The 14,230-nt window shown below is 70.5% G+C and carries 15 protein-coding genes and 1 pseudogene; 10 read left to right on the plus strand and 6 right to left on the minus strand.

The features are described 5' to 3' along the window. From VJN29_RS13905 to VJN29_RS13915, 3 genes are all read left to right on the plus strand, one after another. Positions 1 to 336, plus strand: a 336-nt coding sequence (locus VJN29_RS13905; protein WP_324144226.1) for a MarR family winged helix-turn-helix transcriptional regulator, incomplete at its 5' end; no start/stop codon positions are given. A 14-nt stretch (positions 337 to 350) separates the two neighbouring features. Beyond that, positions 351 to 1,184, plus strand: a complete 834-nt coding sequence (locus VJN29_RS13910; protein ID WP_324144227.1) for an alpha/beta hydrolase — start codon at positions 351 to 353, stop codon at positions 1,182 to 1,184. Positions 1,185 to 1,314: 130 nt separating this feature from the next. Further along, complete coding sequence (locus VJN29_RS13915; protein ID WP_324144228.1) at positions 1,315 to 1,602, plus strand: WhiB family transcriptional regulator; 288 nt, start codon at positions 1,315 to 1,317, stop codon at positions 1,600 to 1,602. A 47-nt stretch (positions 1,603 to 1,649) separates the two neighbouring features. Here the strand turns inward: VJN29_RS13915 and VJN29_RS13920 are convergent, their stop codons facing one another. Further along, positions 1,650 to 2,324 (minus strand): DUF2231 domain-containing protein, encoded by a 675-nt coding sequence (locus tag VJN29_RS13920; RefSeq protein WP_324144229.1) that lies wholly within the window; start codon positions 2,322 to 2,324, stop codon positions 1,650 to 1,652. Positions 2,325 to 2,400: 76 nt separating this feature from the next. Beyond that, positions 2,401 to 4,773 (minus strand): lysylphosphatidylglycerol synthase transmembrane domain-containing protein, encoded by a 2,373-nt coding sequence (locus VJN29_RS13925; RefSeq protein WP_324144230.1) that lies wholly within the window; start codon positions 4,771 to 4,773, stop codon positions 2,401 to 2,403. A gap of 386 nt (positions 4,774 to 5,159) precedes the next feature. On the opposite strand from VJN29_RS13925, the gene VJN29_RS13930 reads away from it, so the two are divergent. From VJN29_RS13930 to VJN29_RS13945, 4 genes are all read left to right on the plus strand, one after another. Further along, positions 5,160 to 5,294, plus strand: coding sequence for a hypothetical protein (locus tag VJN29_RS13930; protein ID WP_324144231.1), 135 nt, complete (start codon positions 5,160 to 5,162; stop codon positions 5,292 to 5,294). 14 nt (positions 5,295 to 5,308) lie between these two features. Further along, positions 5,309 to 5,725 carry a ChaB family protein gene (locus tag VJN29_RS13935; RefSeq protein WP_324144232.1) on the plus strand — a complete coding sequence of 139 codons (417 nt, stop codon included), beginning with the start codon at positions 5,309 to 5,311 and terminating at the stop codon, positions 5,723 to 5,725. Positions 5,726 to 5,749: 24 nt separating this feature from the next. Next, a complete protein-coding gene (locus VJN29_RS13940; RefSeq protein ID WP_324144233.1) occupies positions 5,750 to 6,757 on the plus strand; it encodes an acetamidase/formamidase family protein in 1,008 nt (335 codons plus the stop codon). A 70-nt stretch (positions 6,758 to 6,827) separates the two neighbouring features. Continuing rightward, positions 6,828 to 7,586, plus strand: coding sequence for an SDR family NAD(P)-dependent oxidoreductase (locus tag VJN29_RS13945; RefSeq protein WP_324144234.1), 759 nt, complete (start codon positions 6,828 to 6,830; stop codon positions 7,584 to 7,586). 33 nt (positions 7,587 to 7,619) lie between these two features. Here the strand turns inward: VJN29_RS13945 and VJN29_RS13950 are convergent, their stop codons facing one another. From VJN29_RS13950 to VJN29_RS13960, 3 genes are all read right to left on the minus strand, one after another. Then, positions 7,620 to 8,156 (minus strand): hypothetical protein, encoded by a 537-nt coding sequence (locus tag VJN29_RS13950; protein WP_324144235.1) that lies wholly within the window; start codon positions 8,154 to 8,156, stop codon positions 7,620 to 7,622. Between the two features lies 1 nt (position 8,157). After that, positions 8,158 to 8,409, minus strand: a complete 252-nt coding sequence (locus VJN29_RS13955) for a DUF4242 domain-containing protein (protein WP_324144236.1) — start codon at positions 8,407 to 8,409, stop codon at positions 8,158 to 8,160. Positions 8,410 to 8,559: 150 nt separating this feature from the next. After that, positions 8,560 to 11,178, minus strand: coding sequence for an ATP-binding protein (locus VJN29_RS13960; protein WP_324144237.1), 2,619 nt, complete (start codon positions 11,176 to 11,178; stop codon positions 8,560 to 8,562). Positions 11,179 to 11,510: 332 nt separating this feature from the next. Here VJN29_RS13960 and VJN29_RS13965 point away from each other — a divergent pair, with 332 nt between their 5' ends. Both VJN29_RS13965 and VJN29_RS13970 read left to right on the plus strand, forming a co-directional pair. Beyond that, positions 11,511 to 11,987: an isoprenylcysteine carboxylmethyltransferase family protein gene (locus VJN29_RS13965; protein WP_324144238.1), complete on the plus strand. Its 477-nt coding sequence runs from the start codon at positions 11,511 to 11,513 to the stop codon at positions 11,985 to 11,987. A gap of 121 nt (positions 11,988 to 12,108) precedes the next feature. Continuing rightward, positions 12,109 to 12,789 carry an SDR family NAD(P)-dependent oxidoreductase gene (locus tag VJN29_RS13970; protein ID WP_324144239.1) on the plus strand — a complete coding sequence of 227 codons (681 nt, stop codon included), beginning with the start codon at positions 12,109 to 12,111 and terminating at the stop codon, positions 12,787 to 12,789. Positions 12,790 to 12,805: 16 nt separating this feature from the next. On the opposite strand, the gene VJN29_RS13975 is transcribed toward VJN29_RS13970, so the two are convergent. Then, positions 12,806 to 13,744, minus strand: a complete 939-nt coding sequence (locus VJN29_RS13975) for an NAD(P)-dependent oxidoreductase (RefSeq protein WP_324144240.1) — start codon at positions 13,742 to 13,744, stop codon at positions 12,806 to 12,808. A 236-nt stretch (positions 13,745 to 13,980) separates the two neighbouring features. On the opposite strand from VJN29_RS13975, the pseudogene VJN29_RS13980 reads away from it, so the two are divergent. Further along, a pseudogene (locus tag VJN29_RS13980) lies at positions 13,981 to 14,230 on the plus strand (hypothetical protein); the annotation flags it as partial.

Raw genomic sequence — 14,230 nt, forward strand, 5'->3', positions numbered from 1 at the left:
CACTTCGGCGGCCCGCAGACCGTCCCGCAGCTCGGTCGGGCTCTGTGGATCACCCGTCAGGGCATCCAGCGGATCGTCGACGACGCCAAGCAGCTCGGCTACGTCGAGGCGCGAACAAACCCGGGCCACAAGCGATCCCACCTCATCACCCTGACCGAGAAGGGCAGCGCGGCCTACCGCGACGTGCACGATGCAGAGCTCGCGCGAATCGACGACATGGCCGCGCCACTTCCCGTCGAGGACCTCGAGGCGACCGTGCGCGTCCTTGCCCACGTCGTCCTCGAGCTCCAAGCGATGGCCGGCGGCGACACCAGCCAGCCCCCCCAGCAGACCTGACGGAAGGACCAACCATGCCCCAGCTCGACGTGCCAGGCGGCCACATCGACTACCTCGACACCGGCGCCGGCGACGCGCTGATCGTCCTGCTCCATGCAGGCTACGTCGACCGCCGGATGTGGGACGGCCAGATCGACCACCTCGCACCACGCGCTCGGGTCATCGCCCCCGACGCCAGGGCGCACGGTCAGTCCTCGACACCGTTCGAGCCGTTCCGCCAGTGCGACGACGTCGCGGCCCTGATCACGCACCTCCACTCCGGCCCCGCCATCCTGGTTGGCACGAGCATGGGCGCCGGCACCGCCGTGGACACGGCGCTCGAGTACGCCGACCTCGTCAGCGCCCTCGTCATCAGCGGCGCGGGGACGAACGAGCCGGTCTTCCAGGATCCGTGGTCCGTCTCCCAGCTGGCCCGGCTCCAGCGCGCCATGGATGCCATGGACGCGGGCGCGTGGATTGCTGCGGAGCTCGACTACGCCGCCGGGCCGGCTCGCACTCTCGACGACCTCGACCCCGCGGTCGTCGAGCGGCTGCGCACGATGCACGAGCACTTCGTCGCGACCCACGTGCGACCCGGGATCGTTCCGCCGGACCACGTCGTGGGCTCGTGGGAGCGGCTGCCCGAGATCAGCGTCCCCGTTCTCGGCATCGTCGGCGACCTGGACGGGATCGACCACCACCACATGTGTGAGCGGGCCGTCGCGAGCGTCCGGGACGGCCGCGGCGTCGCGCGCCTCAAGGACGCCGGCCATTATCCCAACCTCGAGCGGCCGGCCGAGTGGGATGCCATCGTCGACGAGTTCCTGGCCGACCTCGAGGTCATCGCCACGTCCCAGCGCGTGTCATGAGATGCCGTATGCCGCTGAGCTCGCTGCCAGCCCAACGCTGAGCGAGCGCAGAGCTGGAGGGAATCAGCGGCATACGACCTCTTGCAGTGTTGCCCCGCGCTCACGGTGCGCTGGAGACGGAAGTGAAACGATGCAGCTGAGCGAACTGCCCGACCCGGGCACCGAGGCGCAGGAGGTCGGCGAGACCATCCCGTGCCGGGACCACGACGCCGAGCTCTGGTTCGCCGAGCGGCCCGAGGACGTCGAGTTCGCCAAGACCCTGTGCGGGCTGTGCCCCGCGCGTCTGCGATGCCTCGCCGGAGCGCTCGAGCGGCAGGAGCCCTGGGGCGTCTGGGGCGGGCAGCTCCTCGTCCAGGGAACCGTGGTCGCCAGGAAGCGACCCAGGGGACGTCCGCGCAAGCACCCGGTCGCCGCCTGAACGACACGGAGCCCAGGGAACGGGGCGAGTCAGGCGCCCAACCTCACTCAGGGCACGGGCGGCTGAGGCTGGGTGGGGGCGTGGTCGTTCTCGCGGAGGTCGTGGTGGGTGTCGTAGGCGCCGGGCCCGCTGGGGAGGAACTGAGCGTCGTCCTGGGCGGATGTGAAGGCTGGGTGACGGCTTGCCACTTCGCGCACCGTGACGAGGTGGCCGCCAAGGTAGGCGGCTGCGACCGTGATGCCGGAGCCGGCCAGGGAGAGTGCCGCTCCGAGCCCGTGGTGTGAGCGGCGGCGGGCCATCCAGGAGCCGGCATACAGGCCGAGCGAGGCGACGTTGAGGGCCGCATGGGCGATCCCGACGCGCTGGGCCCGGTGGTCCGCGCGACTCCACTCGGCCCAGCCTGTCAGCGCTGTGGGCACGGCACTGAGCAGCCCCAGGCCGACGAGCTTCTGGGCGGCTGGATGCGTGGCCTTGCCGCCGAGGAGGTCGAGCGCTGCCGCCGCCGTGAACAGTCCGATGGGCAGATCGGTGAGGGCTGGGTGAAGGGCGTGGCCCATCCACTCGCCACGCAGCGCCGACCCGGTCGCTGAGTCACGAAGCGAGTGGGTCAGCTGTGCGGCCTTGGCCACGGCGGGGTCGAGTCGTTGGTCGTTCTCCAGTCCGACGGCCGCCTTGGCGGCTGGCGGCAGGTCCGGGGATGACAGCGGCTGGTCTGCAGACATGCCGCACCCGTACCCGCCTGGAGCTCCGTCAGTCCCGGCCGGACAGCAGGGGCCGGCGCAGGTTCCGAAGTCCCGATCAGATGGCCTGCAGCTTCTGGAGCCGGTTGAGGGCGTACCAGCCGAAGGGGATCGGCAGCCAATACGTCGCCAGCCGGTACAGGAGGACCGAGGACACGGCCGTCCCCCCGTCGACCCCGATGGCGATCAGGCCCGCGGACATCGCCGCCTCGATCCCGCCGAGGCCGCCGGGGGTTGGCACGGCAGAGCCGATGATCGCGCCGGCGAAGTAGACGACGGCGATGGCCGCGATCGGCTGTGTGGCCCCGAAGGCTCGTGTCGCGCAGACGAGGGCGGCCACGAAGGACACGTCGAGCAGGAGCGCCCCGACGAGCAGTTGCGCCAGCTTGCGCGGGTGCTGGAGCACCGAGAGGACCTGTGGGATGACGGTCTTGACCCGGGGCACTATGCGGTCGGTGATGAGCCGGCGCGCCCGCGGGACAGCGAGCAGGGCGAGGAACAGGAGGACGACGATGGGCAGGGCGGCGACCAGGGCCACCGGCGGCGTGAAGGAGGCCCGCGAGCCGGTGCCGGCCAGGACACCGGAGACGATGAGCAGGACGAAGTACGAGGAGAACTGGGCCAGCTGGGCGACCCCGACACTGGCTCCGGCCAACGCCGGGTCAGCCCCGGCCTTCTGGAGGTAGCGGGTGTTGAGGGCGATGTTGCCGATCGCAGCCGGTGCCACGAGCCCGCTGAAGGCCACGGCGAGCTGGGTCAGGTAGGTCCGGACGAACCGCAACTTCAGGTCGATCGACCCGCTGAGCGCCATCGAGGCGCCGGCGAAGGTCAGGGCGGCGAACACGACGGTCGCCAGTGCCCAGCCCTGACTCGCGCTCGCGATGACCTGGGGCAGGTCGACCTGGGCGAGCTGGGTGAGGACCAGGTAGGCCGCGACGCCACCGCCGACGACGGTGACGAGACCGCGCAGCGTCACGCGCCGAAGCTCGATGGGTTCGACGGGCTCCTCGACGGGTCGGTGGCGCTGGATCTCGTCCCGGAGCGCGCCGAGCAGGGTCTTGTCCTCCTTGAGCGCCGCGCGCGTCGTCGGCGTCATGGCGAGCGGCTGCAGGAGCGGCAGCGCCCGGGCGACCGCATCCTCTCCGAGCTCGGCGGTGGCAGTCCGGACGGCCCGCTCGACGCCGACGGCGAGCCCAACCGTTGTCAGCAGCTGTGCCGTGTCGATGCGCAGGCTTAGCTCGTCGGCCGCGATGTCCCCGCCGATTCGCAGGACACCGGCACGGCCGTCGTCGGTGAGCATCACGGTGTCTGGACCGAGGCCCCGGTGGGCCACGCAGAGTCGCAGCAAGGTGGCGTGCATGCGCCAGATCTGGGCGAGCTGGGCATCGTCGAGGTCGGCCCCGAGCTCCGATACGGGCGTCCCGGCCTGGCTGAGGAACGCGACGACGGCCGAGAACGGCCCGACCTCGCGGGCGGCCACCGGACGCGGCGCGGGGATCCTCGCGTGAGCCAGCGTCAGACCCATGAGGGTCCGGTGCTCCACCTCGGCGCGCAGCGTCAGCACAGCGCGGGTCGAGCCCTGTCGCAGGCGCAGCAGGCGAAGCAGCCGTCGGCCGGAGGCGAGCCCGAAGGTATCGCGGTCCATGACCTGGACGTCGACCGTCGAGGAGCTCGTCGTGCCGCGGTAGCGACGGTCCCCGGCGTCGTCCGTGTCCACCGCCTCGAGCCGCACCAGGGGCACGCCGGCTGCGATGAGCGCATCGGCGATCACCCGGCCCGGAGGCCGGGTCGAGGTGGCGCCGAATCCGAACCGGAAGGCGAGGCCGACGGCCCAGCCGAGGAGCAAGGAGCTGAACACGGCCAGGGCTGTGCTGGCGCCCGAGAGGAACGCCGTCACAGCGGTGGACCCGATCACCACGAACGCCAGCGGGGCGATCCATTTGCGCCCGGTGATGTCGGCAACCGTGAGCAGCGCCACCATCGAGACGATGACCGCGTCCAGCGGGTCGGTGCGGCCCTCGGCGAGCGGACGGGTCAGGGCAAAGACCACGTCGCCCAGACGACCCTCGAGGAGGAGCCAGCTCAGCCCGAGCACGACGAGGGCCGCCACGCCGGCTGCTGCGAGCGCATGGACGAGCTGCATCGGCCGGCCGCGGACCAACAGATCGGCTCCGACGGCCAGCGGCAGGACGACGACGCCGATGCCGGAGAGCCAGCTGATGAGCTGGAGGAGGATGCGGGGCAGGCCGCTCGTCGCGACGGCGAGGTCCTCCTCCAGCGCCCCCGTCGTGCCCACCGCCACGTCGGCGAGGACGAGCGAGGCAGCGAGGACGAGGAGGACGACACCCAGCTTCAGCGCGTCGGCGGGTCGACGCACGCGATCCGGGATCGGCGGTTCGAGCACCTCGACTGGTCTCTGCGCGCTGGACATCAGCACCATCCTGCCCCAGTCGCCGCTCTCGGCCCTGCCGTTCACCCGCGTGTCGTATTGCGCTGGGCTTGCTCCCCGCCGACACGACGGCGAGCGTTGTGCCGGGAGCCGACTCAGCGGCATACGCCTACTGCGTGGCGGTCACCCCGCGCTCACGGAACGGTGCGGCTTGGTCGCATCACCGAGCTCTGGCCCATCCTTCTCGACGCACTGCGCGCCGAACTGCTCCCAGACGAGGCCATGGCCGACGACTGAACCGTTGAGCTGGATCCAGCGGAGGGAGTTTCGCAGGCGCGCACCCGAGGCTGAATGGCAGGGGGATGGTTCGGGTAAGAGCCCCCGGAGGCACGACCGAACCGCGACGAGCGGCGAGCAAGGAGGCAGTGATGGCGTCCTCGAGCACGACGACGACGGACCACGACGAGATCCGGACCTGGGTCGAGCAGCATGACGGGGGCCGGCAGGAGTGCGCGACATGGCTCCGGGGAGGCACCACCTTCTTCGAGCTCGTGTCCCGCTGATCGAGGAGGCCAGCATGCCCGCGCGGGACGAGATGCCGTCAACGCTCGTGCGGTCGCCCCAGGAGGCACAGGACCTGTGGGCGACGGTTCACGACAACGCCGTCGAGCAGTACGGCGAGGGCGAGCGCGCACACCGGACGGCCTTCGCCGCGCTCAAGCACAGCTTCGAGAAGGTCGGCGACCACTGGGAGCCGAAGAGGGCGAAGGGTCCCTCCGACGCCCAGGCGGCCCGCGAGGGTGCCCGCGCCCGTCGAGGCGGCGAGACCGCCGGAGGTGTTGATGCCAACGCCTCCAAGGCTCACCTCTACGACGTGGCGAAGCGGCTCGAGATCAGGGGCCGGTCACGGATGACCAAGGAGCAGCTCGTCGAGGCCATCGGTCGCGCCAACGACCGGGAGTCGAGAAAGGCGCGGGAACGGGAGGCCGACTGAGCCTGCAGTCGAGTACCTTCGACCATGGACGTCATCGAGTACACGCCCGTCCGTGAGGAGTACGCCTACACATTCGGCGGCGCTGCCCCGACGATGCGCATCCAGCCAGGCACCGCCCTCCGGCTCTGGTCCGACGACGCCTTCGGTGGAGCGCTGCGCAGCGTCGACGACCTCTCGAGCGCCAAGGTCGACCTTCGCTTCGTCAACCCACAGACCGGGCCGTTCTTCGTCGAGGGCGCCGAGCCCGGCGACACCTTGGTCCTGCACCTGGTCGCGCTCGAGCCAGCTCGCGACTGGGGCGCGTCCGCAGCGATCCCCTTCTTCGGCGGGATGACGAGCACCGACCGCGTCGTCACGCTGCAGGAGCCGCTGCGCGACACGACCTGGATCTACGAGCTGGACCGTGAGCGCAGGACGGTCGGCTTCGTCGCCCGCCACAGCGACCACCGCATCGAGCTGCCGCTCGAGCCGATGCTCGGCACCGTCGGAGTCGCACCGGCCGGGGGAGAGGCGCGATCGTCCCTCGTCCCCGAACGCTTCGGCGGCAACATGGACACCCCGCAGATGCGGGCCGGTTCCACGGTCTACCTCGGCGTCAACGTCGAGGGTGCGCTCTTCTCGATCGGGGATGGACATTACCGCCAGGGCGACGGTGAGGCCTGCGGCACCGCGGTCGAGGGCGCGATGACGAGCACGCTCATCGTCGACCTCGTCAAGGGGCACGCGCCCGGGTGGCCGCGGATCGAGGACGACACCCACATCATGACCGTCGGCTCCAGCCGGCCGATGGAGGACTCGTGGCGCATTGCCAACGCCGAGCTCGTCCGCTGGGTGAGCGTCCTCCACGGGATGCACGTCATGGATGCCTACCAGCTGTGCTCGCAGATCACGCAGGTGCCCGTCGCCAATGTCGTCGACGCCAACTACAGCGTGGTCGTCAAGGCAGCCAAGGCCTTGCTGCCGGCAGCGGACGTCCTCGGGGGCATCCACGCCGACCTGCGCGAGCGAGCCCGCACGCTCGGCACAGTGTGAGCCCGACCGAGGCCCACTGCGTTCGCGTCCTCCGGACTTGACAGCACCTCCACCAACGAAAGGCCACGACATGGATCTCCAACTCGCCGGCAAGCGCGTCCTTGTCACCGGCGGCAGCCGCGGCATCGGCCGCGCCATCGTCGAGGCATTCCTCGACGAGGATGCCGTGGTGTGCTTCTGCGCCCGCGACTCCCAGGCAGTCGCCACGACTGCCGACGAGCTGGCCGGCCGAGGCCAGGTCACGGGCACCGCGGTGAACGTGGGCGACGCTGCGGCGCTTGCGGCCTGGGTACAGACCTCGGCCGAGACGATGGGCGGCATCGACGTGGTCGTCGCCAATGTCAGCGCGCTGGCGATCCCGGACACCGAGGAGAACTGGGAGCTCAGCCTCAACGTCGACGTGATGCACACGGTTCGGCTCGTTCGGGCGGCGATGCCCTTCCTCGAGCAGAGCGACGCCGCGTCGATCATCGGGATCTCGAGCGTGTCGGGGCGGGAGTCCGACTTCGCGTCCGGACCGTACGGCACAGCGAAGACCGCGATCGTCGGCTACATCCACGGACTCGCGCTGCAACTGGCCGACAAGGGGATTCGGGCCAACACGGTTTCACCGGGCAACACCTACTTCGAGGGTGGCGTGTGGGCGAGCATCGAGACCGGTAATCCGGAGCTGTTCGAGATGGCGGTCGGCCTGAACCCCACTGGCCACATGGGCACGCCCGCTGACGTGGCTGGGCCGGTCGTCTTCATCGCCAGTCCCGTCGCGAGCCGGGTCAGCGGCACCAACCTCGTCGTCGACGGCGCACTGACCCGTGGCATCCAGCTGTGAGACCGACTCGCGCGCGCTCACGCCCTCCCTCGATCAGTTGCAGTGCACGCCCGGGTTCCAGTCGTTGAACGTGCCGTTGCGGTTGGCCTTCTCGTGCCAGACGTGCAACTCGTAGAAGTCGGGGAGGCCATAGCGGTTCCCGGCCGACACCCGGGCGAAACGCTGGCCATAGAGGATCGGCGGGCGGGCATGCGCCGCGTCCCAGGCCTCGGCGAAGACCAGGTACTCGACTGCAACCAGGCCGAGTGACCCGTCGGGACCAGGTTCGTAGATGAGCGCCTCCGGGGCGAGGCGGTCAACCTCCCCGTCCGTGAGGTTGCCGACGTCGACGAAGTGGATCCCCATGCCGCCTCGGCCGTCTGGGTCCTCGATACAGCTGATTCCTGCGAGATCGACGACACGGGTCGTCCAGGGCTCGCCCGGCCCCGACGTGTACGACGCCGTCACACCGCGCAGTTCGGCGAGCTTGGCCGTGTGTCCGTGCGTTTGCGTGGAGCCGTGGGCCGCGGCGATCGACGGCACAGCGACCAGGCACAGGGTGGCCAGACCGCCGGCGAGGACGGCCCGCATGTCAGCTGCCCTCCTGAACCGCGTAGATGCGGTCCGCGACCAGCCCGTGCGCCTCCCGGTGGACGCTGTTGGCCGCCTCTGCGTTCGGCGCCTCGACGAGGCAGAAGATCTGGCCCTCCTCCTCGTCGACCCAGTAGCGCAGGTAGTTGACCCCGTGTGCGCCCTGGGTGGCCAGGTCTGCCGCGTGGGCCGTGGCGACATCGTCCATCGTGACGCCGTCACCGAGCGAGTGAACATCCATGAAGAGTGGCATCGCGCCTTTCCTTTCCGTGCTGGTGGTCGGTGCCTTCAGGGTCACGGAGAGGGATCGGTCCGGGCATGGGTGATGGCTACCCATGTTTGCGGCAGTCGAGGCCCTACCTACGACGGAGGGCAAAGATCGCGTACGGGCCCGATTCCCGGCTCACTCCGGCGACGAGTACCAAGCGATCACGTCCCTGCGCGAGCTCACTCCGGCCTTCGCCAGGATCGATGACACGTGGTGCTCTGCCGTGCGTCTGGAGATCACGAGCTGCTCGGCGATGGCCGTGTCCGACAGGCCCTGGACCACGAGGTCAGCCACCTCGGCCTCCCGCCTCGTGAGCCCGTTCGGATGGTCACGCGTCGCACGACCGGGCGCACGCGGTGGCGTCAGGCCCAGGGCGCGGAGGTCGACCCGGCACCGGGCGGCGGCGGCATGGGCCTTGATTCCGTCGAAGATCTCTGCCGCTGTCGCCAGCGCGCCGCCGTCGCCGCTACGCGCCAGGGCGAGGGCATGGTCGAACGGACAGTCAAGTCCCTCCCAGAGTGCAGCAGCCTCCTGCCATTCGCCGGCGAGCTCCGCGGCGAAGGGAGGTGCTACCTCCCGGTGTGCTGGACGGGTACCCCGTGGCAGCCACCGCAGCACTGCACCGCGGTTCCACGGGCAGTCCGCTCGCTCGACGAGCTCCAGGACCGCGCCGGCAACCTCACCCGCCTCGGCATCGCGCCGCGCGAGCCAGGCGAGCTCGCTGCGCAACGCGGCGACCGGGGCGATCACCTGCACCTCGCCGATCCCGTCGGCCAAGGCGGCGGCCCGCGCCAGAAGGGCCTCGAAGCCACTCTCGCCGCGCCGGCCCCGCACGTGGGCCAGACTCACGAGTGGGGTCAGGGCGGCATTGGTCGCCAGAGACGGGTGGGCGAGGACCGCCTCCGCCCGGCGTTCGGCTGCGGCCAGGTCGCCCCGATTGACCTGGAGCTCCGCATCGCACGCCAGCAGGTAACTCGTCCAGGAGTCGAGGTCGCGCTCCGTGCAGTACTCGATCCCCTCCAGCACGTGACGACTCGCGTCGTGGTGGCGACGCTGGGCAATCGCGCTCGACGCAAGGTTGACGTAGGCGCGGGCGGCGTGCTCGTGCAGCTCCGCCTGGCGCGCCAGCACCAAGCTCTCCTCGAGCATGGCAATGCCAGCGGCCCGGTCGCCGGCGACGACCTCGATGGTGCCCAAGTTGTTGAGGGCGTGCGCCCGCAGCTCAGTCCGCGCGCGGCTCTCCGCCAGGGAGTCGAGCACGCCCAAGGTGCGGGCCCCCCACGTGCGGGTCGCCGCCGCATCACTCGAGAGCATGTGCAGCTGGGTCATGTTGCTGTAGGCGTAGGCGAGTTCCGGGGTGGGAGGCCCCTCGAGGATCTCGAGCGCCCGAACCGCCGCAGCCTCGGCATCGGCGTTGCGTCCCTCGAACCACAGCAGGCGGGACAGGCAGCGCCAGGCGTCGCCGACTCGGGTGGTCGCCCCCTGTTGCTCCCAGATGTCACGGGCGCGTTCCACGTCCCTCGAAGCCTCTTCGATGCGACCGATGACGTAGAGCTCGTAGCCGAGTGACCAGTGGAGCTCTGCGACCCGTTCGACAGGCAGCCCGTTGCCGGGGAGACGGGCTGCATGAGCCAGGGCTCGCTGGAACTGGCGGGCCGCCTCGCGGTGGGAGCCGAGGTCGGCGGCGCGTCGACCGGCAACGGTGGCGTGCTCGACCGCCGACTGGCTCAGGCCCGCGGCGTCGGCGTGGTGGGCGAGCCGCGCCGGGTCGGCGCCCCGAGCCTCCAGGGCGGCGAGCAGTCGACGGTGCTGGTGGATCCGCCTACCCATGGGAACCTGCTCGGCGACAACGCGGCGGGCCAGCTCATGCCGGAAAGTGATGGCTCCGTCGGCCTCGACGAGCAGAACCCGTGCCAACGCTTCGTCGAGGGCCGGCAGCCCGGCGCTCAGCAGTTCTTCGAGCAGGTCGACCTCCGCTCGGGCTCCCGCGAGTGCGACGACCTCGAGCGCCTGCTGGGTCGCGCCGGAGAGGCCCGCCACCCGGGCCACGATCGCGTCCCGGCACCGCTCGGGGACCGTGTCGAGGCCACTCGAGAGGACCTCGGTGACGTAGAAGGCATTGCCGCGCGTGATCTCGTGCAGCCGTGCCGGGTCGACCAGACTGGCATCCGGATGGGAGCGCGCGTGCCGGGCGACAAGCGTCGACACGGCCTCACGAGACAGCGGCGGCACGTCAAGCCGTCGGATGCCGGTGGCGGAGGCGGTGTCACCGAGGAGCTGGCGCAGGCCATCGGTGGCGTCGACGTCCTCGCGTCGGTAGGTGACGATCACGAGAGCACGGCACGTATGGATGCGGCGGGCGAGGTGGAGGAGAAGATCCAGGGTGGCTTGGTCGGCCCAGTGGGCATCCTCGACGACAACGAGGTGCGGCCCGAGGTCGGGCGGCTCGCGCAGCGCGACGAGCAGCGCCGCGAAGATCTCTTGTCGCGTGGCGCCTTCGGGCCACACGCCGGGGGGCAGCGTCGGCAGCAGCTCCAGCAGCGGCGCGAGGGGCGACGGAGTCGCGGACCCGTCGCAGTACGCGACCGACGGCACTGCGCGACTCTCGACCTGCGACGCAAAGGCGCTGACGAGCGAGGACTTGCCCACGCCAGCCTCGCCGGACACGTAGACCAGGCGACCGTTTCCGCCAGCTGCCTCGTCGAGATACGACTCCAGGGTGCGCAGGTAGTGATCCCGCTCCACGAGCGTCACCGCTCAATGGTAGGAGCCGCGCGGTGCGATGACATGCGATTGCCGACAGTGCACAAGGCTGTTTGCCCATGGCCCACGACCCGCGCACCTGCAGGGCCGGTCGAGACGTACGTCGCGCCGGATGTGACGCACCTGCTCCGTCATCAGCCCGGCACGCCGCCCGCTGACGTCGGTGGCACCCACCGGCCTTGGGCTGGGACGGGGCCCAGCGGCATACGGTGGAATGGCTTCATCCCATCGAGAGGCGACCATTTGGCACTGTCTCGACGCCTCCTCGCTCTGGGACGGTGATGTCAGACGGACGGCGACGCGAGAACGAGGAGCCTGGGCGAGTGCTTGGTCGAGAGTGGGACGGTGGTGCGCCACAGTTCCGCCTCTGGCCGCCGGTCGCCGTCGGCGTCCCGTGGCTCGTCGGGATCGTCCTTGAGAAAGCGGCGGGGATCTCGGTGGACCTCGGCCCGGTCGCCGTCGTGGTCGGCTGGGCGTTGGTCGTGTTCTTCGTCGTGTGGAACGGCTGGTCGCTGGTCCTCTTTGCGCGCCGGCGGACCGGGCTCCTGCCCGGGCAGACCACGACGACATTGCTGGACGAGGGTCCCTATCGGGTCTCGCGCAACCCGCTCTACGTGGGCCTGCTGGCGCTCTATCTCGGGGCGGCACTGATCGTGTCCTCGTGGGTCGTCCTGGCCCTTGCGCCGTTGGCTTTCGTTGGACTCCACTGGGGCGCCGTCCTGCCCGAGGAGCGCTACCTGAGCGAGCGACTGGGGTCGGTGTATTCCGACTACTGCCATCGCGTGCGTCGGTGGTGGTGAGGGCTCGGGTCGCCTCGGCTGGATGGCTGCGGCCACGCATGGGTCCCAACGGGCCCGAACCAAGCGGAGGCTGTCCGTTTGTCAGCACCCGCCCTCCGCCGCGGCGAATAGCGTCGCGGGCATGGCTTCCCTCATTCTCGTCGGAGCAGGGCCGGGCATCGGCGCTGCCCTGACACGCCGCTGCGTCGACGACGGCGAGCCCGTGGGCCTGATCGCCCGGTCGTCCGCGTCGATGGATCCGATCGCCGAGGCCCTGGTCGCGCGGGGCAGCCCGGTCGCAACCCGGACCGCCGATGTCGCCGATGAGCGGTCGCTCGGGGCAGCCTTGGAGGGGCTTGTCGAGCAGGTGGGCGTCCCCGAGCTGCTGGTCTACAACGCAGGGCTCATCCGGGCTGACCAACCCGGAGAGCTCGGCTACGACGAACACCTCCATGCCTTCTCGGTCAACGTGCTCGGCGCCCTCGCCACCGTGTCCCGCCTGGCGCCCGCGATGGCGGAAGGGGGAGGCGGGACCGTCGTGATCACCGGCGGGATGCCGCGGCCCGTGTCGTCGCACGTCAGCCTCTCGCTCGGCAAGGCGGGCGTTCGCGCCCTCACCGCGATGCTCGCCGAGCGGTACGGGCCGGCCGGTGTGCACGTGGCGACCGTCACCGTCGCCGGAGCGGTCTCGCCCGGTTGGGAGTTCGACCCGGACGAGATCGCGGCCGTGTACCGCACGCTGCACGAGCAGTCCGCCGACGCGTGGGACCACGAGGTGACCTACACCGGTCGCGCGACCTGGCTGGGACTGGCAACCGGCTGAGCCGGTCCGGCCCGCGCTAGCCGCCGAGACCGGTGTGGAAGCCCTCGGACCAGGTCTCGTGGCGTGGCTTGAACCCGAGCTCCCTTGCCGCGAGGTCGTTCGAGGCGCCTTGGGCGGTCGTCATCAGATGGATGCCGAAGTCTCCGATGAACGGCCTTGCCAGCCAAGCCGGCACGTGTCGCGGGGCCTTGGCCCCGACAGCCCTGGCCAGCTCGGGCAGCCATTGATGGACCGGGGCAGGCTCGTGGTCGACGATCTCGAACAGCCCGGCGGGCTCGGAGTCGACGGCCAGCGCGACCGCATGAGCAGCGTCCTCGACGTGGCAGAACGACCAGACGCCCTGCCCGCCTCCGACGACGGGGATCCGTCGTCGTTTCACCTCCTCCAGCGTCCGACCGTACGTCCCGAGGCTCGTTCGCTCGCCGTAGAGGACACCGAAACGGAGGACCACACCGCCAGGAGCGGCGATGACCGCCGACTCGAGATGCCGGAGCGCGCCGACGGTCCTGGTGGCCGCCCGGGGAGGGTCGACCAGCAGGTTGGCAGGCTCGCCCTGCGCTACCACCGCACCAGGCTCGCTGAACCAGCCGGCGAACGACTGGGCGATGTACCTCCGCACACCGAGGTCGACGGCGGCCGTGAGCAACGAGTCGGTCACCACGGTGCGCAGGTGGTTGGTGCCGACCATCGTCCCGTCGAGATCACGGAAGCCGGGCGGGCTCTTGAGGTCCGTCAGCATGTTCACCACGACGTCCGGTCGCACGCCGCGCAGCGCGTCCCGGACCGCATCCGCATCCGTCGCGTCCAGGGTGACGGGGTGCGCGCCGAGCCGGCGCAGCTTCGCCTCACCCAGCCAGGACCGAGACGAGCCGTACACCTCGTGACCGCCCCTGACAAGCTCCGGGACGGCATGGCGCGCGATGACACCCGTTGCGCCCGCAAAGAAGATCCGCATTGGTCTCGCCTCCTGCTCGCTTCCGGGGCCGGCTGCTGGTCGGCGGTTGCCGGCCCGTTCGAGCGTCGGCCCTCAACGCATTGCAGAGCTCCTGCCCGGTCCGATCAATGGAGTCGGAGGACCATGGCGCGACTCCATCCAGAGTCGGCGATCTGCCCGACCGGATGGCCGGAATCCATCGCTGAATGTCATTCGCGCCACTGGGCCGGGTGCCTGCGAAAACCTAGCGTCGAGGAATGCCAGCACATCGAGTCGCCGTGGTCGTCCCGACCGACTTCACCCTCTTCGAGCTGGGGGTCGCGGTGGAGGTCTTCGCCCAGCCGCACCCCGAATGGGAGACCGACTGGTACGACGTCACCGTCTGCACGGCTCACCCCGGAGAGGCGGCGGTTGTCGGCGGCCTGTTCGAGGCACGGATCCGGCACGGAGTCGAGGCCATCGACGACGCCGAGACGGTCATCGTCGTCGATGCGGAGGACGACCTGG

The organism is Intrasporangium sp. (genome assembly GCF_035280925.1).
Taxonomy (GTDB): Bacteria; Actinomycetota; Actinomycetes; order Actinomycetales; family Dermatophilaceae; genus Intrasporangium.

What these genes read in the sequence shown, in the direction of transcription:
- VJN29_RS13910 (WP_324144227.1), top strand. Translation starts at nt 351, where the DNA reads ATGCCCCAGCTCGACGTGCCAGGCGGCCACATCGACTACCTCGACACC.
- VJN29_RS13915 (WP_324144228.1), top strand. Translation starts at nt 1,315, where the DNA reads ATGCAGCTGAGCGAACTGCCCGACCCGGGCACCGAGGCGCAGGAGGTC.
- VJN29_RS13920 (WP_324144229.1), bottom strand. Translation starts at nt 2,324, where the DNA reads ATGTCTGCAGACCAGCCGCTGTCATCCCCGGACCTGCCGCCAGCCGCC.
- VJN29_RS13925 (WP_324144230.1), bottom strand. Translation starts at nt 4,773, where the DNA reads ATGTCCAGCGCGCAGAGACCAGTCGAGGTGCTCGAACCGCCGATCCCG.
- VJN29_RS13930 (WP_324144231.1), top strand. Translation starts at nt 5,160, where the DNA reads ATGGCGTCCTCGAGCACGACGACGACGGACCACGACGAGATCCGGACC.
- VJN29_RS13935 (WP_324144232.1), top strand. Translation starts at nt 5,309, where the DNA reads ATGCCCGCGCGGGACGAGATGCCGTCAACGCTCGTGCGGTCGCCCCAG.
- VJN29_RS13940 (WP_324144233.1), top strand. Translation starts at nt 5,750, where the DNA reads ATGGACGTCATCGAGTACACGCCCGTCCGTGAGGAGTACGCCTACACA.
- VJN29_RS13945 (WP_324144234.1), top strand. Translation starts at nt 6,828, where the DNA reads ATGGATCTCCAACTCGCCGGCAAGCGCGTCCTTGTCACCGGCGGCAGC.
- VJN29_RS13950 (WP_324144235.1), bottom strand. Translation starts at nt 8,156, where the DNA reads ATGCGGGCCGTCCTCGCCGGCGGTCTGGCCACCCTGTGCCTGGTCGCT.
- VJN29_RS13955 (WP_324144236.1), bottom strand. Translation starts at nt 8,409, where the DNA reads ATGCCACTCTTCATGGATGTTCACTCGCTCGGTGACGGCGTCACGATG.
- VJN29_RS13970 (WP_324144239.1), top strand. Translation starts at nt 12,109, where the DNA reads ATGGCTTCCCTCATTCTCGTCGGAGCAGGGCCGGGCATCGGCGCTGCC.
- VJN29_RS13975 (WP_324144240.1), bottom strand. Translation starts at nt 13,744, where the DNA reads ATGCGGATCTTCTTTGCGGGCGCAACGGGTGTCATCGCGCGCCATGCC.